Raw genomic sequence first — 25,452 nt, forward strand, 5'->3', positions numbered from 1 at the left:
GTGTTTATTGTACACTTATAAATGAATTATAATTATATTTGTCATTATTAAAAATGAATTTCGAATGAAAAATTACGTTATAGGATTGGACTACGGAACAGATTCTGTTCGAGCGGTGCTTATCGATACTGAAAATGGGCAGGAATTAGCATCGAATGTTTCTCATTATAAAAGATGGAAAAACAAACAATATTGTGACGCGTCTATAAATCAATTTCGTCAGCATCCTTTGGATCATATCGAAGGATTAGAAATCACGATTCAAAATGTTATAAAAGAAAGTAAAGTTGATCCTTCATTAGTAAAAGGAATTTGTATTGACACAACGGGATCTTCTCCTGTGCCGGTTACAAAAGATGGAATTCCATTGGCATTGACAAAAGGTTTTGAAGAAAATCCGAATGCAATGATGGTTTTGTGGAAAGATCATACTGCGATTAATGAAGCAAACGAAATCAACGAACTGGCAGTAAGTTGGGGCGGAGAAGATGTTACAAAATATGTGGGTGGCATTTATTCTTCGGAATGGTTTTGGGCAAAAATCCTTCACATTGCAAGACAAGATGAAGCAGTTAGAAATGCAGCGCATACTTGGATGGAACACTGCGATTTAATGACGTATTTGTTAATCGAAGATAAAGATTTAAAAACCTTCAAAAGAAGCCGTTGCGCCGCAGGTCACAAAGCAATGTGGCACACAGACTGGAACGGATTGCCGCCAGTTGAATTCTTAGAAAAATTACATCCATATTTAGCGCAGCTTCGCGGTAATTTATATGATGAAACCTATACATCAGATTTAGTTGCTGGAAATTTAAGCAAAGAATGGGCAGAGCGTTTAGGACTTTCGACAGAAACAGTAATTGCTGTTGGAACTTTCGATGCGCATTCTGGAGCAGTTGGAGCTAAAATTGGAGAAAACACTTTAGTTCGTGTTATGGGAACGTCAACTTGTGACATTCTGGTTGGTTCGTATGATGAAGTGGGAACAAAAACAGTTCGTGGAATCTGCGGACAAGTTGATGGTTCAGTTATTCCGGGCTTTATTGGTCTTGAAGCAGGACAATCTGCTTTTGGAGATTTATTGGCTTGGTACAAAGAATTATTAATGTGGCCAACGGAACATTTATTAGGCGCTACATCACTTTTAAATGATGCTCAAAAAGAACAATTGAGAGAAGAATTCAGCGATAAATTAATTGTAGAATTGACAAAAGAAGCAGAGAAAATTCCAGTTTCTCAAAGTCTTCCAATTGCTTTGGACTGGATCAACGGGCGACGAACTCCAGATGCAAACCAAGAAGTAAAAAGTGCCATTTCAAATTTATCTTTAGGAACAAAAGCACCTCATATTTTCAAAGCTTTAGTAAATGCAATTTGTTTTGGGGCGAAGAAAATTGTAGATCGTTTTGAAGAAGAAGGAGTAAAAATCGACAGCGTTATCGGAATTGGTGGCGTTGCTAGAAAATCTCCTTTTATCATGCAGACATTGGCGAATGTTTTAAACAAGCCAATTAAAATTGCAGCTTCAGACCAAACTCCGGCTTTAGGAGCAGCAATTTATGCAGCCGTTGCAGCTGGAATTTATCCAAATGTAATCGAAGCAAGTCAGAAAATAGGAAGTGATTTTGATGGAGAATATTTCCCTCAATTAGATAAAGTGGCAGCTTATAACAAACTACTTATCGCTTACGAACAATTAAGTGTTTTTGCAGATCCAACAATTAAAATTCCTCAAAATGAGCTCTCTTTATAAAGATTTAAAACAAGAATGTTACGAAGCCAATATGCAGTTAAATGCATTGAATTTGGTTGTGTATACATTTGGAAATGTAAGTGCCGTGGACAGAAAAAATGGGGTTTTTGCCATTAAACCAAGTGGCGTTCCGTACGAAGATTTAAAACCAGAAGATATTGTCATTGTCGATTTTGATAATAACATTATTGAAGGAACGATGCGTCCGTCATCAGACACCAAAACGCATGCTTATTTATACAAAAACTGGCCAAATATTGGTGGCGTTGCGCATACACACGCTACTTATTCGGTTGCATGGGCACAGGCACAAAGAGATATTCCAATTTTTGGAACAACACACGCCGATCATTTAACGGCTGATATTCCATGCGCACCACCAATGGCAGATTCTCTTATCGAAGGAAACTACGAACACAATACCGGAATTCAGATTCTGGATTGTTTCAAAGAAAAGAATCTTTCTTACGAAGAGGTGGAAATGATTTTGATAGGAAACCACGGCCCATTCGCATGGGGAAAAAACGCTGCAAAAGCGGTTTACAACAGTAAAGTTCTAGAAGTTGTGGCTGAAATGGCCTACCTGACTTTACAAATAAATCCAAACGCACCAAGATTAAAAGATTCATTAATAAAGAAACATTACAACCGTAAACACGGAAAAGATTCGTATTACGGGCAATAATGATTTTAGATTAAAGAAAATAGAATAAAGAACAAAGAGAAAAGATTTTCGTTAATAGTGAATTTTTAGATAAAGAAAAACGATTTGACGATTAAACAAATAAACGATTAAACAAAATGATAGATATATCTCAAAAAGAAGTATGGTTTGTAGTGGGAAGCCAGGAATTATATGGTGAAGAAACACTAAGAAAAGTAGCAGAACATTCTCAGATAATTGCAAAAGGATTAGATGCTTCGTCTTCAATTCCAGTAAAAGTGGTTTACAAAGATGTGGTAAAATCGCCTTCGCAGATTTTAGATGTTTGTTTGGCAGCGAATTCAGAGAAAAACTGTATCGGAATTATTGCCTGGATGCATACTTTCTCTCCTGCAAAAATGTGGATTGGAGGTTTGAGTATTTTGAAAAAACCTTTATGTCATTTGCATACACAATACAATGCTGAAATTCCGTGGGGATCTATCGACATGGATTTCATGAACTTGAATCAATCGGCTCACGGAGATCGTGAATTCGGTTTCATTATGTCAAGAATGCGCAAAAAACGTAAAGTTGTTGTTGGGCATTGGGAAGACGAAAGAGTTCAGAAAAAATTAGGAATTTGGTCAAGAGTGGTTTTAGGTTGGGATGAACTTCAAAACCTAAAAGTAGCTCGCATTGGAGACAATATGCGTGAAGTTGCGGTTACAGAAGGCGATAAAGTAGAAGCTCAAATTCGTTTTGGAGTTTCAGTAAACGGATTCGATTCTTCAGATGTTACCAAACATATTGAGAAAGTTACAGACAAACAATTAGCTGATTTATTAGCAGTTTACGAACAATCATATACTTTAACTGATTCTTTAAAAGAAGGCGGCGCACAAAGAAGTTCGTTGGTTGAAGCAGCAAAAATTGAATTAGGGTTAAGAGCTTTTCTTGAAGAAGGGGGATTTGGTGCTTTCACAGATACATTCGAAAATCTTGGAGCTTGGAAACAATTACCAGGAATCGCAACACAAAGATTAATGGCCGATGGTTATGGTTTTGGTGGTGAAGGAGACTGGAAAACCGCTGCAATGGTTAGAGCTTTAAAAGTGATGAATATTGGTTTGGAAGGCGGAACTTCTTTCATGGAAGATTATACGTACCATTTCACACCACAAAAATCATACGTTTTAGGTTCTCACATGTTGGAAATCTGTCCATCAATTGCTGAAGGAAAACCTTCTTGTGAAGTGCATCCGTTAGGAATTGGAGGAAAAGAAGATCCAGCCCGTTTGGTGTTTAATTCACCAGCCGGAGATGCAATCAATGTTTCTTTAGTTGATATGGGAACTCGTTTCCGTTTAATCGTAAACGAAGTAGAAGCGGTTAAACCAATGGCAGAATTACCAAAATTACCAGTTGCACGTGTTCTTTGGGATTGTAAACCAAACTTGGATATCGCAGCAACAGCTTGGATTCTTGCTGGAGGAGCGCATCACACGGTTTACAGCCAGTCATTGACAACAGAATACATGGAAGATTTCGCAGACATCGCCGGAATCGAATTATTGGTAATTGATGAAAAAACTACTGTAAGAGAGTTTAAAGATAAAATTAACGCTAATGAAGCGTATTATCATTTGTTTCAACACGGACTTTAAATTAGTCAAAAGTCGAAAGTCATAAAGTCCGAAAGTTTTAGTTACTTTGAAGAAAAGACTTTATGACTTTTAACCTTAAGACTTTACTAACTAAAAAATAACCATTTATGAATGTATTAAAACGTTGTGTTTTCGGATTAAGCCTTTTGAGTTTGGCTGCAGTTTCAGTTCAATGTAAAAGCGATAAAAAAGCCGATACAGAAAAAGTTGCCACTGATGAAAAAGCTTTGGTTACAATCGATAAATCAGAATACGGAACAACTGCAAAAGGAGAGAAAGTCGATAGTTACAAACTGAAAAACCAAAATGGGATGGAAGTTGACATCATCACTTTTGGCGGCAGAATTACAGATTTGAAAGTACCAAATAAAGAAGGTGTTTCTGAAAATGTAGTAATCGGATTTACTTCTTTGGCACAATATGAAAAAGAAAATCCTTTCTTCGGAGCTTTGATCGGAAGATATGGAAACCGAATTGCAAAAGGTAAATTTTCATTAGATGGAAAAGAATATCAATTAGCAATTAACAACGCGCCAAATGCATTGCACGGCGGTCCGCAAGGATATTTTAATGTAGTTTGGAAAGCTGATGAGGTAAAATCTGGCGATACAGCAACCTTGAAATTATCTTATTTAAGTAAAGATTTAGAAGAAGGATATCCTGGAAATTTACAGGTTTTTGTTACTTATACATTGACAAATGATAATCAATTAGAAGTTTTATACGAAGCAACTACAGACAAGAAAACGGTTGTGAATTTGACGCAGCATTCTTATTTCAATTTATCTGGAGATTTTACAAAAACAATCTTAGATCACGAATTGACTTTAAATGCTGATAAATTAGTTCCAGTTGATGCGACTTTAATTCCGACAGGAAAATTAGATGATGTGGCCGGTACGCCTTTCGATTTCAGAACGCCAAAATTAATTGGAAAAGATATCAATGCTAAAAATGAGCAGTTAGAAAGAGGAAAAGGTTACGATCACTGCTGGGTATTGAACAATCCTGAAAAAGGAAAAACAATTGTTGCAAAAGTATACCACGCAGCAAGTGGAAGAGTTATGGAAATGACAACAGATGAACCTGGAATTCAGTTTTACTCAGGAAATTTCCTTGACGGAACTTTGCCAACACGCGACGGAAAGACATACGCACACAGAACAGGACTTTGTCTAGAAACAGAACATTATCCAGATTCTCCCAACCAGAAAAATTTCCCAACAACGGTTTTAAACCCGGGAGAAAAGTATAAAACGAAAACTACTTTTAAATTTTCGGTTCAAAAATAATCTTTAGAATTTGTTTAGTTAGTTCTAATTCTCTGAAAAACCTCGAAAGTATTAAGCTTTCGAGGTTTTTTGTTTCAATTGAGAAGTAAAGTTTTTTTAATCTCGCAGAGTCGCCAAGCTTATAAAAACTTTGCGACTCTGCGACTTTGCGAGATTAATTCATTAGCAGTTAATAAAATCTTAACTTAGCGTCAGCAAAAGCAAGCAAAATGAAACATTTATTCAAAGCAGAATTAAATTGGACTTCAAATAAAAATAAAGAAGTAACAGTTGCGAAAGTTTATAATAAAACCCATCAAATCAAAATTGAAGGAAAACCAATTTTAGAAGTTTCAGCAGCAAAAGCATTCAAAGGAGATCCGGAATTATATAATCCGGAAGATTTATTGTTAAGCAGTTTAGTTTCCTGCCACATGATGTCGTATTTATACGTCTGTTCTCAAAACGGAATAGAAGTGCTCGAATACTCAGACAACGCCGAAGCAACACTCGAAGTTGCTCCAGACGGAAGTGGAAAATTTACCGAAGTTATATTAAACCCGAAAGTAAAAATCTCAAATCCTGACCAAATAGAATTGGCTTTGGATTTACATTTTAAAGCAAATCAATTGTGTTTTATTGCCAATTCCTGCAATTTTTCGGTTTTGCATGAGGCGAGTTGTGGGGTTTGAACCATTTAAGTTGCAGAAGGTCATTTAATAAATCGTTATTAATCGCATAGTTATATTTCCTTAATATGACTTATATGGTTTTAAAAAAAATCATAAAAAAAAACCTCTTCCGTTAAGAAGAGGTTTTTAAGTACCCGGAGCCGGAGTCGAACCGGCACGGTTTCCCACAGGTGTTTGAGACCAGCGCGTCTACCAATTCCGCCATCCGGGCGTAGCAGACGAAAAAATAAATCATAAATAATCTATTTTAACGCAATAGAATGAAGTCATAAATGGCGTCATTCCTTTAACACGGTGCAAATGTAAAAAATAAAATTAAACATTCTAATAAAAATACTTAAATTTTTGCTTTCAGTGTTCAATAAATTTTATAAATTTGCACCTCGTTAAAACGACGCACACACAACTAACTACACCCGAGACATTTATGAATGTTTTGCTTTACCTAAAATGATAAAGCCGAATTATACTAAGCGTAGCGGAGCAAAAACAACAAATTATAATGTCGCACCTAGAACCAGAAGCTAAAATTTTTGCTTGTTCACAAAGTGTTTATCTTGCAGAAAAAATTGCAGAGCAGTACGGAATTCCGTTAGGAAAAGTAACGATGTCAACGTATAGTGATGGAGAATTTCAGCCATCTTACGAAGAATCAATAAGAGGTTTACGAGTATTTATCGTATGTTCAACTTTCCCATCGGCAGATAATTTGATGGAATTGTTATTAATGATTGATGCTGCAAAACGCGCATCAGCTAGACATATTACAGCTGTAATGCCTTATTTTGGTTGGGCAAGACAGGATAGAAAAGATAAGCCAAGAGTTCCAATTGGGGCAAAGTTAGTAGCAAACCTATTGACAGCTGCAGGAGCAACAAGAATCATGACAATGGATTTGCACGCAGACCAAATTCAGGGATTTTTTGAAAAACCTGTAGATCATTTATTTGCATCTACAATCTTTTTGCCTTACGTGCAAAGTTTAAATTTAGAAAATCTAACAATTGCATCTCCTGATATGGGAGGTTCAAAAAGAGCATATGCTTACTCTAAGTTTTTAGAATCAGATGTAGTAATCTGTTACAAACAAAGAAAAGCAGCCAATGTTATCGATACTATGGAACTAATTGGTGAAGTAAAAGGTCGTAACGTAATCTTAGTAGACGATATGATCGATACAGGAGGAACTTTAGCGAAAGCGGCAGACCTAATGATCGAAAAAGGAGCGCTAAGTGTAAGAGCAATTTGTACACACGCTATATTATCTGGCGGGGCGTATGAGAAAATTGAAAATTCAAAATTAACAGAATTGATCGTAACCGATTCTATTCCGTTAAAGAAACATTCAGACAAAATTAGAGTAGTGAGTTGTGCACCTCTTTTTGCAGAAGTTATGCACATGGTGCACCACAACAATTCAATTAGCGGAAAATTCATTATGTAATTTTCGCTATAGCAAAATAGAATATTTATTTAATAACTATATTTTTTTACAATGAAATCGATTACAATTAAAGGATCAGAAAGAGAAAGCGTGGGCAAAGTGTCAACTAAAGCCTTACGTAATGCTGGAGCGGTTCCTTGCGTGTTATACGGAGGAAATCAAGCAGTACACTTCTCAGCAGACGCTGCAGCGTTCAAAAACTTGGTTTACACTCCAAATGCACACACAGTTGTGATTGAGCTTGGAAAAGGAAAATCATTCAATGCAATTTTGCAAGACATTCAGGTTCACCCAGTTTCTGACAAAATTTTACACATTGACTTCTTCCAATTATTTGATGATAAAGAAATCACAATGGAAGTTCCTGTGAAAATCGTTGGTACATCTAAAGGTGTTCTTGCGGGAGGTGTTTTACGTTTAAACCAACGTAAATTAAAAGTTAAAGCTTTACCAGCAAATCTTCCTGATTTTGTTGAAGCGGACATTACTCCACTTGAAATGGGTAACAAATTATACGTTACTAAAGTTGGAAAACCAGAGTACAAAATTATGCACCCAGACAACACTGTTGTTTGTCAAGTAAGAATCTCTCGTGCTGCGATGAAAGCTGCTCAAGAAGCTGCAAAAGCTGCAAAAGCTCCTGCAAAAGGAAAGAAAAAATAATTTTTTTCAACTATACAAAAAGCCTCAATCTTTCGATTGGGGCTTTTTTTTTGAGGTTCTAAAATGCTGATACACTAAGGTTCTAAGTTTTTTTACCGCCTGAGGACTTCGACTTCGCTCACTCTGACAATTGTATCAGATAAAAAAAATGGTTCATATCAGTTTAGTCAGCTTCATCCGCGTGCTCTCTATTGCGACCTTTGCGATTAAATCACCAACAGATAATTATCTAATTTTCAAATTATCTAATTGCCACATTCTCTAATTAATCTTACTTTTGCAAACATGATAAAATGGATAACAAAACTGTTTTCATCAATACCAAAAGAAGAGAACGCAGAAGACATTATGAAAAAATACTTAATCGTAGGTTTAGGAAATATCGGAGCTGAATACGTAAACACCAGACATAATATCGGATTTAAAGTGCTTGATTTTTTAGCCAAAAAAGAAAGCCTTTCATTTGAAACAGTAAAATTAGGTGCACTTGCAGAATATAAATTTAAAGGAAGAACTTTTTTTCTTTTAAAGCCAAACACTTATATGAACTTGAGTGGAAAAGCAGTAAAATATTGGATGGACAAAGAAAATATTCCGTTAGAAAATATTCTTGTCATAACAGATGATTTGAATTTGTCATTCGGGACCATTCGAATCAAGCCAAAAGGCAGTGATGGAGGTCATAACGGACTCAAAAACATCAATCTTGTCCTAAATACACAAAACTACACTCGTTTCCGATTCGGAATTAGCGACCAATTCAAAAAAGGGCAGCAGGTTGATTATGTTTTAGGAGAATGGAATGATGAAGAAAATGCAAAATTGACAGAACGTCTTGAAACTTCAGCTGAAATTATTAAATCTTTTGGAACAGCCGGATTGGAAAATACGATGACAACTTTCAATGGAAAGTAAAGATTTTTAGGTGTTTAACATTTTAAAAATCAATTTATCGATTAATTTAATTGAATTATAACGAAATAGTATTTTCAATTCCAAAGTTAAATGTCTAAATTTGGGATAAATTATTATAAACCATAAAAATTAGAAATATCATGGCTTTTGAATTACCACAATTACCTTATGCATATGATGCATTAGAACCACATATTGATGCTCGTACAATGGAAATCCATCATACAAAGCATCACAATGCCTATACAACAAATCTAAACGCTGCAATTGCAGGAACAGATTTAGAAGGAAAAACAATCGAAAATATCTTAATTAACTTAGATAAATCGAACGCTGCAGTTCGTAATAATGGTGGAGGTTTTTACAACCACAATTTATTCTGGACAGTAATGTCTCCAAACGGTGGAGGATTGCCAACTGGTGATTTATTAGCTGCTATCGAAGCTTCTTTTGGAACTTTCGAAGAGTTTAAAGCAAAATTTGCGAAAGCTGGCGCAACTCAGTTTGGTTCAGGATGGGCTTGGTTAACGGTTCAAAAAGGAGGAAAATTAGAAGTTGTAGGTACTCCAAATCAAGATAATCCATTAATGCCAGAAGTTGCTGGTAACGGTGGAACTCCAATTTTAGGAATGGATGTTTGGGAGCATGCTTATTATTTAAACTACCAAAACAGAAGACCAGATTATATTGAAGCTTTCTTTAACGTAATTAACTGGACTGAAGTTGCAAGAAGATTTGCTTTAGACAAATAGTCTGAGAAATTAGAATAAAGAGTAAAGAAAAAAGACGGATGACTTGATAGTTGTCCGTCTTTTTTTTATAAAGTCTTTTCTCTTTATTCTATGTTCTTTTCTCTAAAAAAGGAAAAATAAAAAAGGCGGAATCTCTTCCGCCTTTTTTGCCCCAAATCTACCATAAACTTAACCTACTAATGTTATGGTTCGGTAAATGTATAACGAGTATATTTTAAAAAAAACTTTTTTAGACGAATGGCAAATATATCCGATGAAGTAAAGAGAAAAGAGCATAGAATAAAGAAGATAGAATAAAGAAAATAGAACAAAGAAAATAGAATAAAGAGAAAAGACGGATGGCTTGATGGCTGTACGTCTTTTTTTGTTTTATAATTTACGCCACAATCAGCAATCTTTATTCTATGCTCTATTTTCTTTTCTCTAAAAAAGGAAAAATAAAAAAGGCGGAATCTCTTCCGCCTTTTTTGCCCCAAATCTACCATAGACTTAACCTACTAATGTTATGGTTCAGTAAATGTATGGTGACTATATTTTAAAAAAAAACTTTTTAGATGAATGGTCGATATTCTCGACGAAATGATTCTAGTGGACTGTTTTTTAAATACTTATCTGAATAAAATAAAAAAGGTGGAATTGCTTCCACCCTTTTTGCCCCAAATCTACCATAAACTTAACCTACTAATGTTATGGTTTCCCAAAAGTATTGTAGCTTTTCATTTTTACCAAACAAACAGGATGAACGGCAAAAATAATCGATGAAATGCACAAATTAACTTTTTCTTAGCGTTTTCTTAGTATGCTCTAGCGTCTTTTCCTTCGTAAAAATTCATAAATGCACGATTTACAACTCGGTTTCCGCCTGGAGTTGGATAGTCTCCTGTAAAATACCAGTCACCTAAATTTTTAGGACATGCAATATGTAAATCTTCGACTTTTTGGAAAATGATTTTTACTTCAGCATTGATTTCTGGAGAACTTAACATTTCTGCAATTTTATCTGAAATCTCTTCTGGAGTAAATTGATCGTATATTGCTGTAACATAATTTACAACATCTTTATCGGCGAAGTTTTCCTGCGCTTTACATTTCGCATAAACTTCGTCAACAATATGATATAAGTTTCTTTCTTTTAATAAAGTCAGCGCAGCTCTAAAAGCTACAAGTCCTTCTAGTTTTGCCATGTCAATTCCATAACAATCTGGATAACGAATTTGTGGAGCAGAAGAAACAATTACAATACGTTTTGGATTCAAACGATCCATCATTTTAATGATGCTCATTTTTAATGTTGTACCACGAACAATACTGTCGTCGATAATAACCAAATTGTCCTCTGGTTTAATTACGCCATAAGTAACGTCGTAAACGTGAGCTACTAAATCATCACGGCTGCTGTCTTCAGTAATAAAGGTTCTGAGTTTAGCATCTTTGATAGCCACTTTTTCCGTACGAATTTTTACAGCTAAAAGCTCCTGAAGCGTCTCTGCAGTAAGTGTGTTTCTGTTTTCCAGAATATAATTATTTTTTCTCTGATTTAAGAAATCCTGAGCAGCTTCAACTAAACCATAAAATGAAGTTTCGGCTGTATTTGGAATATAAGAGAAAACAGTATTATCTGTGTCACTGTCAATTGCGTTAAGAACAGCAGGCAAAATTAATTTACCTAAATTTTTACGTTCCTGATAAATTTCAGCATCGCTTCCTCTTGAAAAATAAATTCTTTCAAACGAACATGCTTTTTTAATCGTTGGTTCCAGGATTTGTTTCATAGAAACATTTCCGTTTTTCTTTATGATCAAAGCATTTCCTGGGTCAATTTCCTGTACGCTTTCAAAAGGCACATTAAATACAGTTTGAATAACAGGCCTTTCAGAAGCTACTACAACAACTTCGTCATCTTGATAAAAGTATGCTGGACGAATTCCGGCTGGATCTCTAAAAACAAATGCGTCACCGTGACCTAATAATCCGGCCATTGCATAACCTCCATCTAAGTTTTTAGCAGAACGAGCTAATATTTTTGCAATATCCAAACGCTCAGCAATTACTGGAGAAGCTTCTCTTTTAGAATAACCTTCAGCTTTACAGTCTTGGTACAACTGCATTACTTCTTTATCTAAAAAGTGACCAATTTTTTCCATTACCGTAACAGTATCTGCCATTTCTTTTGGATGTTGTCCAAGTTCAACAAGATTTTCGAAAAGCTCTTTAACATTTGTCATATTAAAGTTTCCTGCTAAAATCAAGTTACGGTGCATCCAGTTGCTTTGACGCAAAAATGGGTGAACACTTTCGATGCTGTTTTTTCCGAAAGTCCCGTAACGAACGTGTCCTAAAAACAATTCGCCTACATATGGAATTTCTGATTTTATTTTATGAATATCATCAGCAATTTCAGGTTTTGCTTTTAATTCCTCGCTGATTCGCTCATTGATTTGTTTAAAAACATCTTGAATTGGTTGTGCATGATTCGAACGAACTCTGCTGATGTAGCGTTGTCCAGGATCAACATCCAATTTAATGCTTGCAAAACCAGCACCGTCTTGTCCTCGGTTGTGCTGTTTTTCCATCATTAAATACATTTTCTGGATTCCGTAAAAAGCAGTTCCGTATTTTTCTTTATAATATTCAAGCGGTTTAAGAAGTCTAACTAAGGCTATACCACATTCGTGTTTTAAAGCGTCGCTCATTTTTTTTGTTTTTTTGTGTGTTGTAAGTTGTGTGTATTAACGTAATAAAAAAGCCCCGTTTTACCGAGGCTCTTAGGCATTATATTTCTATGTCAAACTGAGTTAACGACTTAAATTGTTGTAATCGAATCGCCACCTCGGCTTTGCTTAATGTTTCCATCCTTTCAGTTCCAAATTTCTCTACGCAGAATGAAGCTAAATTTGAACCGTAAATAATTGCATTTTTCATGTTTCCAAAAGAAATGTTTTCGCTTTGTGCAATAAATCCAGAGAATCCACCTGCAAAAGTGTCTCCAGCTCCAGTTGGATCAAAAACATCTTCTAATGGTAAAGCTGGTGCAAAGAATACTTCTCTATTATGGAATAAAAGCGCTCCATGTTCTCCTTTTTTGATCACCACATATTTTGGTCCCATGTCTTGGATTTTAGCAGCAGCTTTTACTAATGAATATTCGCCAGAAAGTTGTCTTGCTTCTTCGTCGTTGATTGTAATAACATCGACACGTTTGATAACGTCTAATAATTCAGGAAGAGCGCAGTCCATCCAAAAGTTCATTGTGTCTAAAACAACTAATTTTGGTTTTTTCTCCATTTGATCTAAAACACTGCTTTGTACTAATGGATGTAAGTTTCCTAACATCACAACATCAGCATCTTTATAGTTTTGAGGAACTTTTGGCTGAAAATCTGCCAAAACGTTTAATTCAGTAACAAGAGTGTCTCTAGAATTTAGATCGTTGTGGTATAAACCGCTCCAGAAAAAGGTTTTTCCGCCTTTTACAATTTCGATACCAGAAATATCAATATTTTTTGAAGTCAATAAATCTAAATGTTCTTGAGGAAAATCATCACCAACTACAGAAACAATAGCTGATTGCAAGTTAAAAAATGACGCTGATAATCCGATGTAGGTTGCGGCACCACCTAAAATTTTATCTGTTTTTCCAAAAGGAGTTTCAATCGCGTCGAAAGCAACTGTTCCAACAATCAATAGTTTATTCATTTTATGAATTTCGAATTAGGGTGCAAAGATACTCTATAAGTTACAATATTGCAACGGTTTAGGTTCTCAAAATTTTCTTAAAAAAACGGCAACGATTTCGGGCTAAAATTCCTGTAAATGAGCTTTTTAAAAATGATATTTTTGAGAGCTTAAAATAAGGTTTCTGGATTTAAAATGCAACTTCTGTTTTCAAAAAAAAACAATTCGATATCTGGAATGAATTTCTAAGTAGAAGTGTTACAAGTGATACTTCTTATCAAAATAGTTCTTCAAAACCCCAACTTGTACTAAAATCATAAAAGGAACAATCAAAATAGAATACAATAAAGTTTTTGAAATATGAATTCCAGAAATGATTGCTGAAATTTTATCAGTATATGATTTTCCGATTTCTAAATTATTTTCCGCTCCAGCAAAAAACATATTATAAATAATCAAAAGGACCAAAGCAATTCCAATAAAAATCCATGTTGAAATCGAAATCAAAGGTTTGTAAGGTTTGATTTTTGCTTTTTCAGCAACAAGAATTTGCGACATTAAGTTTGAAGTAAAGTCGGCAGATGGCGATTGCAAAGTGTTTTCGGCCATCATTTTCTCAATAAGATTCTCTAAGTTTTTATCGCTCTCTTTCATAATACTCAACTATTTCGGGTTCTAACTGCTTTTTTAAAATGGTGGCTAATTTTTGTCGACTTCTAAATAATTTTACTTTGACATTATTAGCGTTTATGTTCATGATTTTTCCAATTTCTTCTAAACTTTGATCTTCAAAATAAAATAGCGTCAAAAGGAAATTATCGTCACTTGGCAACAAATTTAAACAATTTTGAATGGCCTGCTTTCGTTCTGTATCAACTAAAGCGCTCAAAGCATTGTCCATTGTTTTTACTAAATGAGACGAAAATTCATCGATTGAAATATTTAGGTCTTCTTTTTTGTTTTTCTTTAAACGGTCTAAACAATTATTATAAGAGATTTTATAAATCCATGTTGAAAATTTAGAATCGCCTTTAAATTTGCTCAAAGAATTATATACTTTAATAAAAGTATCTTGTGCGGCTTCTTCAGCTTCTTCTCTGTTTTTGACCATCTTGAGTGACAAAGTAAAGATCATATCTTTATAACGATCTACCAGCACGGCAAACGCATTTGTCTCGCCCTGCAGAATTTTATCGATATAATGTTGATCTGGAATTGTACTCATATTATATAGGACGACGGTTTATTATTGTAGGTTACAAGAATTTTGAAATAATTTTTAATTTTTTAAAATTCCATATTCCAATTTTTAATTTTGAAATTCTACATATATATAAAGGATTATACTTTGTCAAAGCTTTACCATAGTATTGTTATTTCGACTCGTATTTGTTGCTAAATACTTTTAATAAAATTCAAAATTAGTTCATAATCAGCAAGTTTTGGAATTTGGAATTTATTTTTTAAAAAATTTTACCGAAAGTTGTAACCTCAATTTAAAAGGCGTCGTCATATGGAGTATCAATCAATTATAAAAACATAAAAATTATGGGACCACAAGTTTTAGTACCACTTAGTCTTTTTGCGATGATCTTTGGGATTGTCTATCTTTTTTACTCGACAAGAAATAGAGAGCGTTTGGCTCTTATAGAAAAAGGTGCAGATGCCAGCATATTTTTAAAAGGTAAAACAAATGGAGTTCCAGCATGGAAAATCTTTATTTTAAATTCAGCTTTTCTTTTAATTGGAATAGGACTTGGCTTTTTTATTGCCTTACTGCTTTCAACGTACACAGATATGAATTCTGATGTCATTTATCCGGCGACAATTATTACAATGTCTGGAGTTGGATTGTTAGTTGGGTTTCATAGAGCAAAAGATTTAGACAAAGAATAAATTGTAAGTAGGAATTTAAGTTAGTACAAAAAACGCATCAAGTAATTGATGCGTTTTTTTATTCTTTAGAACCAATGGTTTCGTAATATTCATCAATGGAAAGCTTCGGTTGCATTGACGCCATAACCGCTAGTTGATCACAACGTTCGTTTTGCGGATGATTGTTGTGGCCTTTTATCCACTTGAAATCTACCTGGTGTTTTCGATATGAAACTAAAAAGCGTTTCCATAAATCTGGATTTTTTCTACCTGCAAATTTCTTTTTTTCCCAGCCTAAGACCCATTTTTTTTCAACAGAATCTACAACGTATTTAGAATCTGAAATAACTAAAACCTTCATATTTGGTTTTTTCAATTTCTCTAAACCTACAATTACCGCCAAAAGTTCCATTCTGTTATTAGTGGTCAAACGAAAGCCTTCGTAGAATTCTTTTTTATGCGGAGTTCCTACCAATTCCATCACAACGCCATATCCGCCATTTCCTGGATTTCCTTTTGCGGCGCCATCTGTATATATATGTACTTCGTGATTCATTTTTTAGATTTCTTAGATTTTTAGATTATTAGACTTCTTAGATTTTTCTTTTTGGACCTTTTAAATTTTAGCCATAAGACTTCTTAGATTCTTAAAATGTTTTAGATAAAAACTTATTAATCTAAGAAGTCTAAAATCTAATCGTTTAATATTCTATGAATAATCTCAGGAAAATGTTTTTGCTCCAATTCATGAATTTTTTCGGCCACTGTTTCCGGTGTATCTTCGTCTGTTAGTGCTACATTGGCTTGGAAGATAATGCCGCCTTCATCATAATTTTCATTTACATAATGAATAGAGATTCCGGTTTCTTTTTCCTTATTATTAACTATAGCTCTGTGTATGTGCATTCCGTACATTCCTTTGCCTCCATAATTAGGCAAAAGTGCTGGATGAATGTTGATTATTTTATTAGGATATTTCTCGATTATATTTTCAGGAAATTTCAATAAAAATCCGGCAAGAACGATCAGATCCGGGTCGATTTCTTGTATTTTTTGTAGTACATTTCGCTCTAAAAGTTCGTTTTTTGAGAAGATTTCGACGGGAATTTGATGATTTTTTGCTCTTTCGATGACTTTTGCCGAAGCATTATTTGTAAAAACAGAAACGACCTTTGCAATTTCAGTATTCGAAAAATATTTTATAATGTTCTCTGCGTTAGTTCCTGATCCTGAGGCAAAAACGATAATTTTTTTCATAATTCGCTGTGTTTTGAGAATGCAAAAAACGGAATAAAAAACGAAAATAAATAGCTTTAAAACGGCTTTCTTGAAATTAATTTTATAAATTAGTGTTACATTTATAAACTAAATCGTGGTTTTAAAATAAAGTTTTTTATTTTTGCCAACAAATTAAATTCTAAAATTAAAGATTATGTCAGACATTGCATCAAGAGTAAAAGCGATTATCGTAGACAAATTAGGTGTTGACGAAAACGAAGTTGTAACAGAAGCAAGCTTCACTAATGATTTAGGAGCTGACTCATTAGACACTGTTGAGCTTATTATGGAATTCGAAAAAGAATTTGATATTCAAATTCCAGACGATCAAGCAGAAAACATTGCTACTGTAGGTCAAGCTATTTCTTATATCGAGGAAGCTAAAAAATAATAATACCACACCCGATTTCTAGATTTATTTTTAGATATCGGGTGTTATTATTTTTTTAAAATTTAAATTTCGATTGATTTTCAATCAAAAAGATATATTTATATTGTAATGCCCATGGCTCTTAAGTAACATTACTGTTAAGAAAGCGTGGGTTTTATTTGTTTAAAGTACAAAATACATATTTATGGCATTAAGGCGAGTTGTTGTAACAGGATTAGGTGCACTTACCCCTATCGGGAATAATATCCAGGATTATTGGAATGCACTTGTGAATGGAGTAAGCGGAGCCGCTCCTATCACATATTATGATACAGAGAAGCATAAAACGAAATTTGCCTGCGAAGTAAAAAACTTCAATATTGAAGATTACATGGATCGCAAAGAATCTCGTAGATTAGATAAATTCGCACAATACGCAATTGCTGCCAGTGATGAAGCTATTAAAGATGCTGGAATTACTAATGATAATATAAACAAGCAAAGAGTTGGTGTTATCTGGGGAGCAGGTATTGGAGGTTTAGAAACTTTTCAAGAAGAAGTAATGTATTATGCGAAAGGCGATGGAACTCCAAAGTTCAATCCGTTTTTTATCCCAAAAATGATCGCTGATATTGCTCCGGCACATATTTCTATGCGTAATGGTTATATGGGGCCAAACTATACAACAGTTTCTGCATGTGCATCTTCTGCAAATGCATTAATTGATGCTTTCAATTACATTCGTTTAGGAATGTGTGATGTTATTGTATCAGGCGGATCTGAAGCAGCTGTTACCATTGCAGGTATGGGAGGTTTTAGTTCAATGCATGCTTTGTCTACAAGAAATGAAAGTCCAGAAACAGCTTCTAGACCTTTTGACGCAACTAGAGATGGTTTCGTTTTAGGAGAAGGAGCAGGAGCTTTGGTTCTTGAAGATTACGAACATGCAAAAGCAAGAGGAGCAAAAATTTACTGCGAAATTGGCGGTGGAGGAATGTCATCTGATGCTTACCATTTAACAGCACCACATCCAGAAGGAATTGGAGTTATTGCCGTAATGGAAAACACTTTGAGAGATGCCGGAATGAAACCTGAAGATGTTGATCATATCAATACTCATGGTACTTCTACACCACTTGGAGATGTTGCCGAATTAAAAGCAATTAGTGCAGTTTTTGGCAGCCATGCAAAAAACATCAATATCAATTCAACAAAATCAATGACAGGGCATTTACTTGGTGCAGCTGGAGCTATTGAGGCAATTGCTTCAATCTTGGCTATGCAGCACGGAATTGTTCCTCCAACTATTAATCATAGTGTTGTGGATGAAAAAATCGATCCATCATTAAATCTTACCTTGAACAAACCTCAAAAAAGAGAGGTGAATGTTGCCATGAGCAATACTTTTGGTTTTGGTGGACACAATGCTTGTGTATTGTTTAAAAAATTGGTTGACTAATTTTCGTATATGAATATTATCAAAAAAATATTTTCTAAATCCCGTTCTCTAGAAGACGGGATTTTTTTTGACACTATTCAGAAAATTCTTGGTTTTCCGCCAGTTAATGTAGAATTTTACAGAAAAGCCTTTACACACAGATCATCAAATAAGTTAGACGAAAATGGACAGCCAATCAATTATGAAAGGTTGGAATTTTTAGGCGATGCGATGTTAAGTGCCGTAATTGCTGCACATTTGTTTAATAAAGCACCAAACGGAGACGAAGGTTATTTGACTAAAATGCGATCAAAAATTGTAAGTCGCGAACATTTGAACGAATTGGGGAAAGATTTAAATCTGGTTCGCTTTGTGGAGAGCAAAGTGCCAATTCAACATTTTGGAGAAAACATACACGGCAATATTTTTGAATCTTTAGTTGGAGCAATTTATTTGGATAAAGGTTATTCTTTCTGCGAGCGTTTTATTCAAAAAAGAGTAATTACGCCTTATGTTGATATCGCCCGCCTTGAAGGAAAAGTTATTAGTTATAAAAGTTTGGTTATCGAATGGTGTCAGAAAGAAAAGAGAATCTTTCATTATGACATTTTTGAGGATAATGGTATTGACGGTCAGCGCTTATTTGGCGTTAAATTGAGCATAGACAATAAAGTAATCGCAAGAGCGCGAGCAACTTCAAAAAAGAAGGCAGAAGAAAAAGCATCGCAAAGAGCTTATTTTGCATTTCAGGAGAAAATAGACAAGAAATAGCTACAAAAATGCTGTAACTATCTTAAAGCTATAACGTTTTCGTTTATAAATTAACAAAAACAACCACGTCATAACTATTGATGCTCCGTTAGAAATAGTATATTTACAACTTGATTTTTCATGACATGGCTATTCATAGATTGGATTTAGACGAATTTGACGAAATTGATTATTATTTAATGGCAATTCATACTTCATTAGAAGATTATAGACTGGCCTATTTTATCAATAAGATCCTTCCGATAAACTTAAGTAAGAGCAAAAACGAGATACATGCTCAGACTAAAGAAGGAGAGGCAAATTTTTCTAGATTTTATTATTATGATTCCGAAAAAGCAGTTTCATGGAATTTAATTCAGAATAAAAATGAAATCATTTCAGTGAGTACAAATGATTTCCAGAATTTGTTTTCTAATGAAACAAGTGAGGTTTCAACAACAATTCATTTACTTCCTGAATTCAAAAAAGTAGATTTTTTCCTGAAAATAGAGAATAGCGAGGAAACTCTAAATTTTTCAGAAATTCAACAACAATTAAATACCATAGAGAGTGTTGCGGCTATTTATGCCGTCGATACAAATAAAATAAAATCAAAAAACAATCTAATTTTTTAAAAAAAATGTTAACAAACAAGAAAACCAAAATTGTTGCTACACTTGGTCCCGCATGTAGTACAAGAGAGATTATCAAGGATATGATCGAGGCAGGGGTTAATGTGTTTAGAATCAATTTTTCGCATGCAGATTACGAAGGAGTAAAAGAAAAAATCGATATCATTAGAGGTCTAAACGAAGAGTTTGGTTACACTACAGCAATTTTAGGAGATTTGCAAGGACCAAAACTTAGAGTTGGTGTAATGGAAGAAGGAACTGTTGTACATGATGGTGATGAAATTACTTTCACAACAGCAGAAGATATTATCGGAAATGCAAAAAAAGCATTTATGAAATATCAAAATTTCCCAAATGATGTAAATGTTGGAGAGCGTATTTTGCTTGACGATGGTAAACTTATTTTCGAAATTGTTTCTACAGACAAAAAAACAGAAGTTGTTGCAAAAGTTATTCAGGGCGGAGAATTAAAATCTAAAAAAGGGGTTAATCTTCCAAATACAAAAATCTCTTTGCCGGCTTTAACAGAAAAAGATATTGCAGATGCGATTTTCGCAATTGAGCAAAAAGTAGATTGGATCGCACTTTCATTTGTGAAAACTCCTCGCGATTTACAAGATTTACAAGAACTTATCGCTAAACATTCAGAAGTTAAAATTCCAATTATTGCTAAAATTGAAATGCCAGAAGCTCTTGAGAACATGGATAAAATTGTAGCATATTGTGATGGTTTAATGGTTGCTCGTGGGGATCTAGGTGTTGAGCTTCCTGCTCACGAAGTTCCATTGGTACAAAAAGATTTGATCCGCAGAGCAAAAACGGCTAGAATTCCTGTTATTGTTGCCACTCAAATGATGGAAACAATGATTACAAGTTTAACCCCAACAAGAGCAGAAGTAAATGACGTTGCTAACTCAGTAATGGATGGTGCAGATGCTGTAATGTTGTCGGGAGAAACTGCAACAGGAAATTATCCTGTACAAGTTATTCAAAGAATGACTCAAATTTGTGAAGCAGTTGAGGATTCACCGCTAATTCAAGTGCCACAAAATACACCACAAATTAAAACAAAACGTTTTGTTACTAAAACAGTTTGTCATCAAGCTGCTTTATTAGCTAATGAAATTAGTGCAAAAGCAATTTGTACATTAACAAACAGTGGGTATACTGCTTTCCAGATTTCAGCTTGGAGACCATCTTCTGCTCATATTTTAGTGTTTACTTCAAACAGAAGAATTTTGACACAATTGAATTTATTATGGGGAGTTAAATCATTCTTCTATGATAATGAAGAAAGTACAGATGATACTGTAACAGATGTAAATAAAATTGCAGTTGAAAAAGGATATGCAACTAAAGGTGATTATTTAATTAACCTTGCAGCAATGCCTATTAAAGATAAAGGAATGGTAAATACCATGAGAGTTTCTGAAATAGAATAGTTTTCTTTTTAAGATATACTAAAAGCCATTCGAGAGAATGGCTTTTTTTTTTGTCTTTTTTGAATACTTAATTCTAGTTGTAGAAGTGAAAGAAAAGTTTCTTCTTCAAGAGTAATAATTTACGATAATCCAAATCGCCTCTTTTGTTTAATAAATTTCATAAAACACTATAATAATTTGTTGTAAAGTTCCTTTTTTAACGTTTCATTTTATAAAATGAAACCATCTCATGGCTCAAAAATACTGCAATCAGGTTTTTTATTATTTAATTTTGAGTTACTTAAATAAAAGTTAAGAAAAATCTTGTTTTCATTTTCCAGCAATTAATTGAAAATAAAATTTGAACCAACGATTTTTTCAGAATGATTTTTATTTAAGATAAAGCCCTGACATTTTCGCTTTTAGAAACCCGTCTCTTTATAACGCTAATTATTAACAAATTTTATTACCATGAAACAATTTAAGTTTTACTGCAGATTTAATAATGCGATGATAATATTTGCATTAATATCTTGGAGCCTTTCACTTTCGGCCCAAAACAAAAAACCTAACATTCTGATCCTTTGGGGAGATGATATCGGAACCACTAATATTAGTGCTTATAGTGATGGACTTATGGGTTACACAACACCTAATATTGATCGCTTAGCTAATGAAGGATTACGTTTTCTTCATTATTACGGAGAACAGAGCTGTACTGCAGGACGTGCCGCTTTTTTAACAGGACAGCACGGTCTTAGAACCGGACTTACAAAAGTAGGTTATCCAGGAGCGCCAATGGGAATTAGTCAGTTAGATCCTTCTATTGGAGGAATTATGAAAAGCCTTGGTTATGCTACAGGTCAGTTTGGTAAAAATCACGTTGGAGATCGCAATGAAAATCTGCCAACAGTGAATGGTTTTGATGAATTCTTTGGAAATCTGTATCACTTAAATGCAGAAGAAGAACCAGAATTGCCAGATTATCCTAAAGATCCAGAATATTTGAAAAAATTTGGACCAAGAGGAGTTTTAAAATGTACTGCAACAAATGTTGATGATGCAACAACTGACCCACGTTTTGGAAGAGTTGGAAAACAAAAAATCGAAGATACAGGAGCGCTTACTAAAAAAAGAATGGAAACAATAGATGATGAGACTTCAGCGGCGGCAATTGATTATATCAAAAGACAAACTGCAGCTGGAAAACCATTTTTCTGCTGGTTTAATGCTACTCGTATGCACCTTCGAACACACGTTAGAGCAGAACACAGGGGCAGATATACACATGGGGACAGTGAATATATTGACGGTATGATTGAACATGACGAAACTATTGGAAGTATTTTAAAAGCATTAGATGATCTAGGAATTGCTGACAACACTATTGTGGTTTATTCGACAGATAATGGTCCTCATATGAACACATGGCCTGATGCGGCAATGACACCATTCCGTTCAGAAAAAAACACGAACTGGGAAGGAGCTTTCCGTGTGCCTTGTATTGTGCGATGGCCAGGTGTTATTAAACCAGGAACCCTTACTAACGAATTAATGAGCCATAACGACTGGATGCCAACTCTGGCTTCAATTGCCGGTGAACCAGATTTAGTTAATAAACTTTTAAAGGGCTATTCTGCGAACGGAAAATCATACAAAGTACATTTAGATGGTTTTGATCAAAGTAATTTTTTAAGAGGCAAAACGCAAAAAAGTGCCAGAGATAAATTCTTCTATACAGATGATGATGGTCTTTTGGTTGGTCTAAGAGAAGGAGATTATAAATATGTTTTTGCAGAACAGCGTATGCAGGGAACATTGGGAGTTTGGGGTGAGCCTTTTACTAAATTGCGTTTGCAGAAAATATTCAATCTATATCAAGACCCATTTGAGAGAGCCGATATAACCTCAAATACGTACTGGGATTGGGTAATGAATCATGTTCAGATGGTGTATGGTGCTATATATGATGTTGGTGTATTTGCCCAAACATTTAAAGATTATCCACCAAGATCAATACCGCCAAGTTTCTCTGCTTATACTATTATGGAAGAAGCAATGAAAGATATCAAGGCGCAAAAGTATATTGAGCAAAACGTTCTTCCTAAGTTAAAAGAAGAAGTACAAGACACTTCAAAAAAGAAAAAATAAGGTTACAGGAAAATTAAAGGAAACAGGGCTTTTACGTCCTGTTTCTTTTCACTTAAAATGATTTGTTATGTATAAGAAAATAACATTGATTGTGATGTTTTTCTTTCTATTTGTTTCATGCAAAAAATCAGAAAAAAACACAGCTGTCAGTTCAAAAGATAGTACAACAACTGTTGCGACAAGTAGCGATCCGTTGCCAAGCTGGAATGACGGAGCATTAAAAAAAGACATTATTGCTTATATTGAAAAAGTAACCAAAGAAGGAAGTCCAGATTTTATTCCGATAGAAAACAGAATAGCAACATTTGATAATGACGGAACACTTTGGGCTGAAAAACCTTATGTTCAAGAGCTTTTTGCTTTTTACAGAGTTAAGAAAATCGTAGAAGCGAATCCGGATTTAGCTCAAAAACAGCCTTTTAAAGCCGTTATAGAAAAAGATAAAAGTTATTTTGAAAAAGGCGGAGAAAAAGCGCTAATTGAATTAGTCGCCGCAACTCATACGGGAATGACTGAAGATGAATTTGAAGCATCGACAAAAGAGTTTTTTGGAGGAGCGAAATATCCAGGTAAAAATGTTCCAATAAAACAAATTAGATATCAGCCACAATTAGAGTTATTGAATTACCTCCGCGCAAACGGATTCAAAACTTTCATTGTAACTGGTGGAACAGTTGAAGTTGTTAGAGCAATATCGCAGGATTTTTATGGGATTCCAAAAGATCAAGTTGTTGGAACTTCTTTCAAATATAAATTTGATGATGCTAAAAATGCAGTTTTACGAGAGCCAGCTTTAGATCATTTTAATGATAAAGAAGGAAAACCTGTCGGTATACAATTGCACATTGGTCAACGACCAGTTTTTGCCTGCGGAAACGAAGGCGGAGCTGGAGATCTTGCTATGTTAAGATATTCTTCGGGAAGTAAATATCCTTCTTTTCAATTAATTGTAAACCATAACGATTCAATTAGAGAATACAATTATCAAGAGAAAGATAATTTGTCTTTAAACACTGCTGCAAAATACAAATATCATGTTGTAAGCATTAAAGATGACTGGAAAAAGGTTTTCCCTGACAAATGATCTGATTCTAGTTAAAGTTAGAAATGAAATGGCTCTTGCCGATTGAAGGCCACTTTATTGTGATGGTAAAAATTTAAATAAATATTCATGAAACAAATTAAGCTTCTTATCAGCCATAAATTATTTTTTAGTGTTTTCTTTTTTGCAATTTCGATAGGATCTTTTGCACAGGAAACTGAACCAAAAGCGGGATCAAGCGCACAGGAACTTGCCGATAAAATGGCAAATCCGGTTGCGAGTTTAATTAGCGTTCCGTTGCAAAATAATCTTACTTATGGGATTGGTCTTTATAATGGATCAAAATATCAGATCAATATACAACCCGTTGTTCCTTTTAAATTAAGCGAAAACTTAAATTTAATTACACGTTATATTCTTCCGGTGGTAGATCAGCAGGATGTTACTGGAGAAAATACACATGAGTTTGGTTTAAGCGACGCAACAGTAACTGCTTTTTTTGCTCCTAAAACGAAAGGAATTATCTTAGGAGTTGGGCCTGCTTTTTTAGTACCCACCGCGACAGAAAAATTGTTAGGAACAGAAAAATTCGGAATTGGACCAAGCCTTTTGGTAATGCACCAGGGAAAAGGACTTTCTATAGGTTTTTTGGCCAATCAAATTTGGTCTGTAGCAGGAAATGCTGACAGAGCCGATTTTAATCAGTTTTACACACAATTATTTCTGACACATAGTTATAAAAGCGGTGCAAGTTTAGGTATTACTTCAGAAATTACGCAAAACTGGCAGGGCAATACTACCCTCATAACAGTTAGCCCAAATGTTGGCGCGATTACAAAATTAGGCGGTCAGACCATGCAATTTGCGGTTATGCCATTAATACCAATTGTAGGTCATTCAAACATACGACCAGATTGGGGGTTAAGAGCAGTTGTAGCCTTTATATTTCCTGATAAATAATATTTCTAAGTTTCTTTTAACAGGCTGAAACTTCAAAAGAAAAAATTAGAATTGAGT

The 25,452-nt window shown here is 34.4% G+C and carries 24 protein-coding genes and 1 tRNA gene; 18 read left to right on the top strand and 7 right to left on the bottom strand.

The window, feature by feature from the left end; translation table 11 throughout:
- Positions 1-64 precede the first annotated feature (64 nt).
- The 5 genes from ACWA1B_RS03005 to ACWA1B_RS03025 all read left to right on the top strand — a co-directional run bounded on the left by ACWA1B_RS03005 (position 65) and on the right by ACWA1B_RS03025 (position 6,029).
- Positions 65-1,756, top strand: coding sequence for a ribulokinase (locus ACWA1B_RS03005; RefSeq protein WP_456904408.1), 1,692 nt, complete (start codon positions 65-67; stop codon positions 1,754-1,756).
- Entirely contained in the window at positions 1,740-2,441 is a 702-nt protein-coding gene (locus ACWA1B_RS03010) for an L-ribulose-5-phosphate 4-epimerase (protein WP_456904409.1), read from the top strand. The genes ACWA1B_RS03005 and ACWA1B_RS03010 overlap by 17 nt, the downstream gene beginning before the upstream one ends.
- Positions 2,442-2,557: 116 nt before the next feature.
- Positions 2,558-4,066, top strand: coding sequence for an L-arabinose isomerase (gene araA / locus ACWA1B_RS03015; protein ID WP_456904410.1), 1,509 nt, complete (start codon positions 2,558-2,560; stop codon positions 4,064-4,066).
- A gap of 107 nt (positions 4,067-4,173) precedes the next feature.
- Complete coding sequence (locus ACWA1B_RS03020; RefSeq protein WP_456904411.1) at positions 4,174-5,358, top strand: aldose epimerase family protein; 1,185 nt, start codon at positions 4,174-4,176, stop codon at positions 5,356-5,358.
- Positions 5,359-5,567: 209 nt separating this feature from the next.
- Entirely contained in the window at positions 5,568-6,029 is a 462-nt protein-coding gene (locus tag ACWA1B_RS03025) for an OsmC family protein (protein ID WP_456904412.1), read from the top strand.
- 131 nt (positions 6,030-6,160) lie between these two features.
- Here the strand turns inward: ACWA1B_RS03025 and ACWA1B_RS03030 are convergent.
- Positions 6,161-6,240, bottom strand: a tRNA-Leu gene (locus ACWA1B_RS03030).
- Positions 6,241-6,531: 291 nt separating this feature from the next.
- Between ACWA1B_RS03030 and ACWA1B_RS03035 the strand changes: the two genes are divergently transcribed.
- The 4 genes from ACWA1B_RS03035 (at position 6,532) to ACWA1B_RS03050 (ending at position 9,803) form a co-directional block, all read left to right on the top strand.
- Positions 6,532-7,473, top strand: a complete 942-nt coding sequence (locus ACWA1B_RS03035; protein WP_012023211.1) for a ribose-phosphate pyrophosphokinase — start codon at positions 6,532-6,534, stop codon at positions 7,471-7,473.
- A 51-nt stretch (positions 7,474-7,524) separates the two neighbouring features.
- Positions 7,525-8,136, top strand: a complete 612-nt coding sequence (locus ACWA1B_RS03040) for a 50S ribosomal protein L25/general stress protein Ctc (RefSeq protein ID WP_035646439.1) — start codon at positions 7,525-7,527, stop codon at positions 8,134-8,136.
- 285 nt (positions 8,137-8,421) lie between these two features.
- Complete coding sequence (gene pth / locus ACWA1B_RS03045) at positions 8,422-9,051, top strand: aminoacyl-tRNA hydrolase (protein ID WP_456904413.1); 630 nt, start codon at positions 8,422-8,424, stop codon at positions 9,049-9,051.
- Between the two features lie 140 nt (positions 9,052-9,191).
- Positions 9,192-9,803, top strand: coding sequence for a superoxide dismutase (locus ACWA1B_RS03050; RefSeq protein ID WP_456904414.1), 612 nt, complete (start codon positions 9,192-9,194; stop codon positions 9,801-9,803).
- A gap of 794 nt (positions 9,804-10,597) precedes the next feature.
- Here ACWA1B_RS03050 and ACWA1B_RS03055 read toward each other — a convergent pair.
- From ACWA1B_RS03055 to ACWA1B_RS03070, 4 genes are all read right to left on the bottom strand, one after another.
- On the bottom strand, positions 10,598-12,496 hold the full coding sequence (locus ACWA1B_RS03055; protein ID WP_456904415.1) for an amidophosphoribosyltransferase: 1,899 nt from the start codon (positions 12,494-12,496) through the stop codon (positions 10,598-10,600).
- Between the two features lie 79 nt (positions 12,497-12,575).
- Positions 12,576-13,499, bottom strand: a complete 924-nt coding sequence (locus ACWA1B_RS03060; RefSeq protein ID WP_426483343.1) for a PfkB family carbohydrate kinase — start codon at positions 13,497-13,499, stop codon at positions 12,576-12,578.
- Positions 13,500-13,736: 237 nt separating this feature from the next.
- Positions 13,737-14,132, bottom strand: a complete 396-nt coding sequence (locus tag ACWA1B_RS03065; protein ID WP_456904416.1) for a hypothetical protein — start codon at positions 14,130-14,132, stop codon at positions 13,737-13,739.
- On the bottom strand, positions 14,116-14,703 hold the full coding sequence (locus ACWA1B_RS03070; RefSeq protein ID WP_456904417.1) for an RNA polymerase sigma factor: 588 nt from the start codon (positions 14,701-14,703) through the stop codon (positions 14,116-14,118). The genes ACWA1B_RS03065 and ACWA1B_RS03070 overlap by 17 nt, the downstream gene beginning before the upstream one ends.
- Before the next feature lie 323 nt (positions 14,704-15,026).
- Between ACWA1B_RS03070 and ACWA1B_RS03075 the strand changes: the two genes are divergently transcribed.
- On the top strand, positions 15,027-15,374 hold the full coding sequence (locus ACWA1B_RS03075; RefSeq protein WP_035646420.1) for a DUF6249 domain-containing protein: 348 nt from the start codon (positions 15,027-15,029) through the stop codon (positions 15,372-15,374).
- Between the two features lie 58 nt (positions 15,375-15,432).
- Here the strand turns inward: ACWA1B_RS03075 and rnhA are convergent, their stop codons facing one another.
- The gene (gene rnhA / locus ACWA1B_RS03080; RefSeq protein WP_456904418.1) at positions 15,433-15,909 is read right to left on the bottom strand and encodes a ribonuclease HI; all 477 of its coding nucleotides are present in this window, start codon (positions 15,907-15,909) and stop codon (positions 15,433-15,435) included.
- A 137-nt stretch (positions 15,910-16,046) separates the two neighbouring features.
- Positions 16,047-16,610, bottom strand: a complete 564-nt coding sequence (gene purN / locus ACWA1B_RS03085) for a phosphoribosylglycinamide formyltransferase (protein ID WP_035646415.1) — start codon at positions 16,608-16,610, stop codon at positions 16,047-16,049.
- Between the two features lie 175 nt (positions 16,611-16,785).
- Here purN and ACWA1B_RS03090 point away from each other — a divergent pair, with 175 nt between their 5' ends.
- The 8 genes from ACWA1B_RS03090 to ACWA1B_RS03125 all read left to right on the top strand — a co-directional run bounded on the left by ACWA1B_RS03090 (position 16,786) and on the right by ACWA1B_RS03125 (position 25,395).
- Positions 16,786-17,022, top strand: a complete 237-nt coding sequence (locus tag ACWA1B_RS03090; protein ID WP_007137004.1) for an acyl carrier protein — start codon at positions 16,786-16,788, stop codon at positions 17,020-17,022.
- A 184-nt stretch (positions 17,023-17,206) separates the two neighbouring features.
- Entirely contained in the window at positions 17,207-18,460 is a 1,254-nt protein-coding gene (gene fabF, locus ACWA1B_RS03095; protein ID WP_142449980.1) for a beta-ketoacyl-ACP synthase II, read from the top strand.
- 9 nt (positions 18,461-18,469) lie between these two features.
- Positions 18,470-19,210: a ribonuclease III gene (gene rnc / locus ACWA1B_RS03100; protein WP_456904419.1), complete on the top strand. Its 741-nt coding sequence runs from the start codon at positions 18,470-18,472 to the stop codon at positions 19,208-19,210.
- 125 nt (positions 19,211-19,335) lie between these two features.
- The gene (locus ACWA1B_RS03105; RefSeq protein WP_026727192.1) at positions 19,336-19,824 is read left to right on the top strand and encodes an IPExxxVDY family protein; all 489 of its coding nucleotides are present in this window, start codon (positions 19,336-19,338) and stop codon (positions 19,822-19,824) included.
- Positions 19,825-19,829: 5 nt separating this feature from the next.
- Positions 19,830-21,263 (top strand): pyruvate kinase, encoded by a 1,434-nt coding sequence (pyk, locus tag ACWA1B_RS03110; RefSeq protein WP_456904420.1) that lies wholly within the window; start codon positions 19,830-19,832, stop codon positions 21,261-21,263.
- Between the two features lie 450 nt (positions 21,264-21,713).
- Positions 21,714-23,393, top strand: a complete 1,680-nt coding sequence (locus ACWA1B_RS03115; RefSeq protein ID WP_456904421.1) for an arylsulfatase — start codon at positions 21,714-21,716, stop codon at positions 23,391-23,393.
- Positions 23,394-23,460: 67 nt separating this feature from the next.
- Complete coding sequence (locus ACWA1B_RS03120) at positions 23,461-24,477, top strand: HAD family hydrolase (protein WP_456904422.1); 1,017 nt, start codon at positions 23,461-23,463, stop codon at positions 24,475-24,477.
- 87 nt (positions 24,478-24,564) lie between these two features.
- Positions 24,565-25,395 (top strand): hypothetical protein, encoded by an 831-nt coding sequence (locus ACWA1B_RS03125; protein WP_456904423.1) that lies wholly within the window; start codon positions 24,565-24,567, stop codon positions 25,393-25,395.
- The last annotated feature ends 57 nt before the right edge of the window (positions 25,396-25,452 follow it).

Source organism: Flavobacterium xizangense (assembly GCF_054075145.1).

Excerpts from the sequence above, each read along its gene's own strand:
- ACWA1B_RS03065 (WP_456904416.1), bottom strand. The coding sequence starts at position 14,132 with ATGAAAGAGAGCGATAAAAACTTAGAGAATCTTATTGAGAAAATGATG.
- ACWA1B_RS03010 (WP_456904409.1), top strand. The coding sequence starts at position 1,740 with ATGAGCTCTCTTTATAAAGATTTAAAACAAGAATGTTACGAAGCCAAT.
- ACWA1B_RS03070 (WP_456904417.1), bottom strand. The coding sequence starts at position 14,703 with ATGAGTACAATTCCAGATCAACATTATATCGATAAAATTCTGCAGGGC.
- ACWA1B_RS03120 (WP_456904422.1), top strand. The coding sequence starts at position 23,461 with ATGTATAAGAAAATAACATTGATTGTGATGTTTTTCTTTCTATTTGTT.
- purN (WP_035646415.1), bottom strand. The coding sequence starts at position 16,610 with ATGAAAAAAATTATCGTTTTTGCCTCAGGATCAGGAACTAACGCAGAG.
- pth (WP_456904413.1), top strand. The coding sequence starts at position 8,422 with ATGATAAAATGGATAACAAAACTGTTTTCATCAATACCAAAAGAAGAG.
- ACWA1B_RS03090 (WP_007137004.1), top strand. The coding sequence starts at position 16,786 with ATGTCAGACATTGCATCAAGAGTAAAAGCGATTATCGTAGACAAATTA.
- ACWA1B_RS03005 (WP_456904408.1), top strand. The coding sequence starts at position 65 with ATGAAAAATTACGTTATAGGATTGGACTACGGAACAGATTCTGTTCGA.
- ACWA1B_RS03050 (WP_456904414.1), top strand. The coding sequence starts at position 9,192 with ATGGCTTTTGAATTACCACAATTACCTTATGCATATGATGCATTAGAA.
- ACWA1B_RS03020 (WP_456904411.1), top strand. The coding sequence starts at position 4,174 with ATGAATGTATTAAAACGTTGTGTTTTCGGATTAAGCCTTTTGAGTTTG.
- araA (WP_456904410.1), top strand. The coding sequence starts at position 2,558 with ATGATAGATATATCTCAAAAAGAAGTATGGTTTGTAGTGGGAAGCCAG.
- ACWA1B_RS03025 (WP_456904412.1), top strand. The coding sequence starts at position 5,568 with ATGAAACATTTATTCAAAGCAGAATTAAATTGGACTTCAAATAAAAAT.
- ACWA1B_RS03040 (WP_035646439.1), top strand. The coding sequence starts at position 7,525 with ATGAAATCGATTACAATTAAAGGATCAGAAAGAGAAAGCGTGGGCAAA.
- ACWA1B_RS03115 (WP_456904421.1), top strand. The coding sequence starts at position 21,714 with ATGAAACAATTTAAGTTTTACTGCAGATTTAATAATGCGATGATAATA.
- ACWA1B_RS03035 (WP_012023211.1), top strand. The coding sequence starts at position 6,532 with ATGTCGCACCTAGAACCAGAAGCTAAAATTTTTGCTTGTTCACAAAGT.
- ACWA1B_RS03105 (WP_026727192.1), top strand. The coding sequence starts at position 19,336 with ATGGCTATTCATAGATTGGATTTAGACGAATTTGACGAAATTGATTAT.
- ACWA1B_RS03125 (WP_456904423.1), top strand. The coding sequence starts at position 24,565 with ATGAAACAAATTAAGCTTCTTATCAGCCATAAATTATTTTTTAGTGTT.
- fabF (WP_142449980.1), top strand. The coding sequence starts at position 17,207 with ATGGCATTAAGGCGAGTTGTTGTAACAGGATTAGGTGCACTTACCCCT.
- ACWA1B_RS03060 (WP_426483343.1), bottom strand. The coding sequence starts at position 13,499 with ATGAATAAACTATTGATTGTTGGAACAGTTGCTTTCGACGCGATTGAA.
- rnc (WP_456904419.1), top strand. The coding sequence starts at position 18,470 with ATGAATATTATCAAAAAAATATTTTCTAAATCCCGTTCTCTAGAAGAC.
- rnhA (WP_456904418.1), bottom strand. The coding sequence starts at position 15,909 with ATGAATCACGAAGTACATATATATACAGATGGCGCCGCAAAAGGAAAT.
- pyk (WP_456904420.1), top strand. The coding sequence starts at position 19,830 with ATGTTAACAAACAAGAAAACCAAAATTGTTGCTACACTTGGTCCCGCA.
- ACWA1B_RS03075 (WP_035646420.1), top strand. The coding sequence starts at position 15,027 with ATGGGACCACAAGTTTTAGTACCACTTAGTCTTTTTGCGATGATCTTT.
- ACWA1B_RS03055 (WP_456904415.1), bottom strand. The coding sequence starts at position 12,496 with ATGAGCGACGCTTTAAAACACGAATGTGGTATAGCCTTAGTTAGACTT.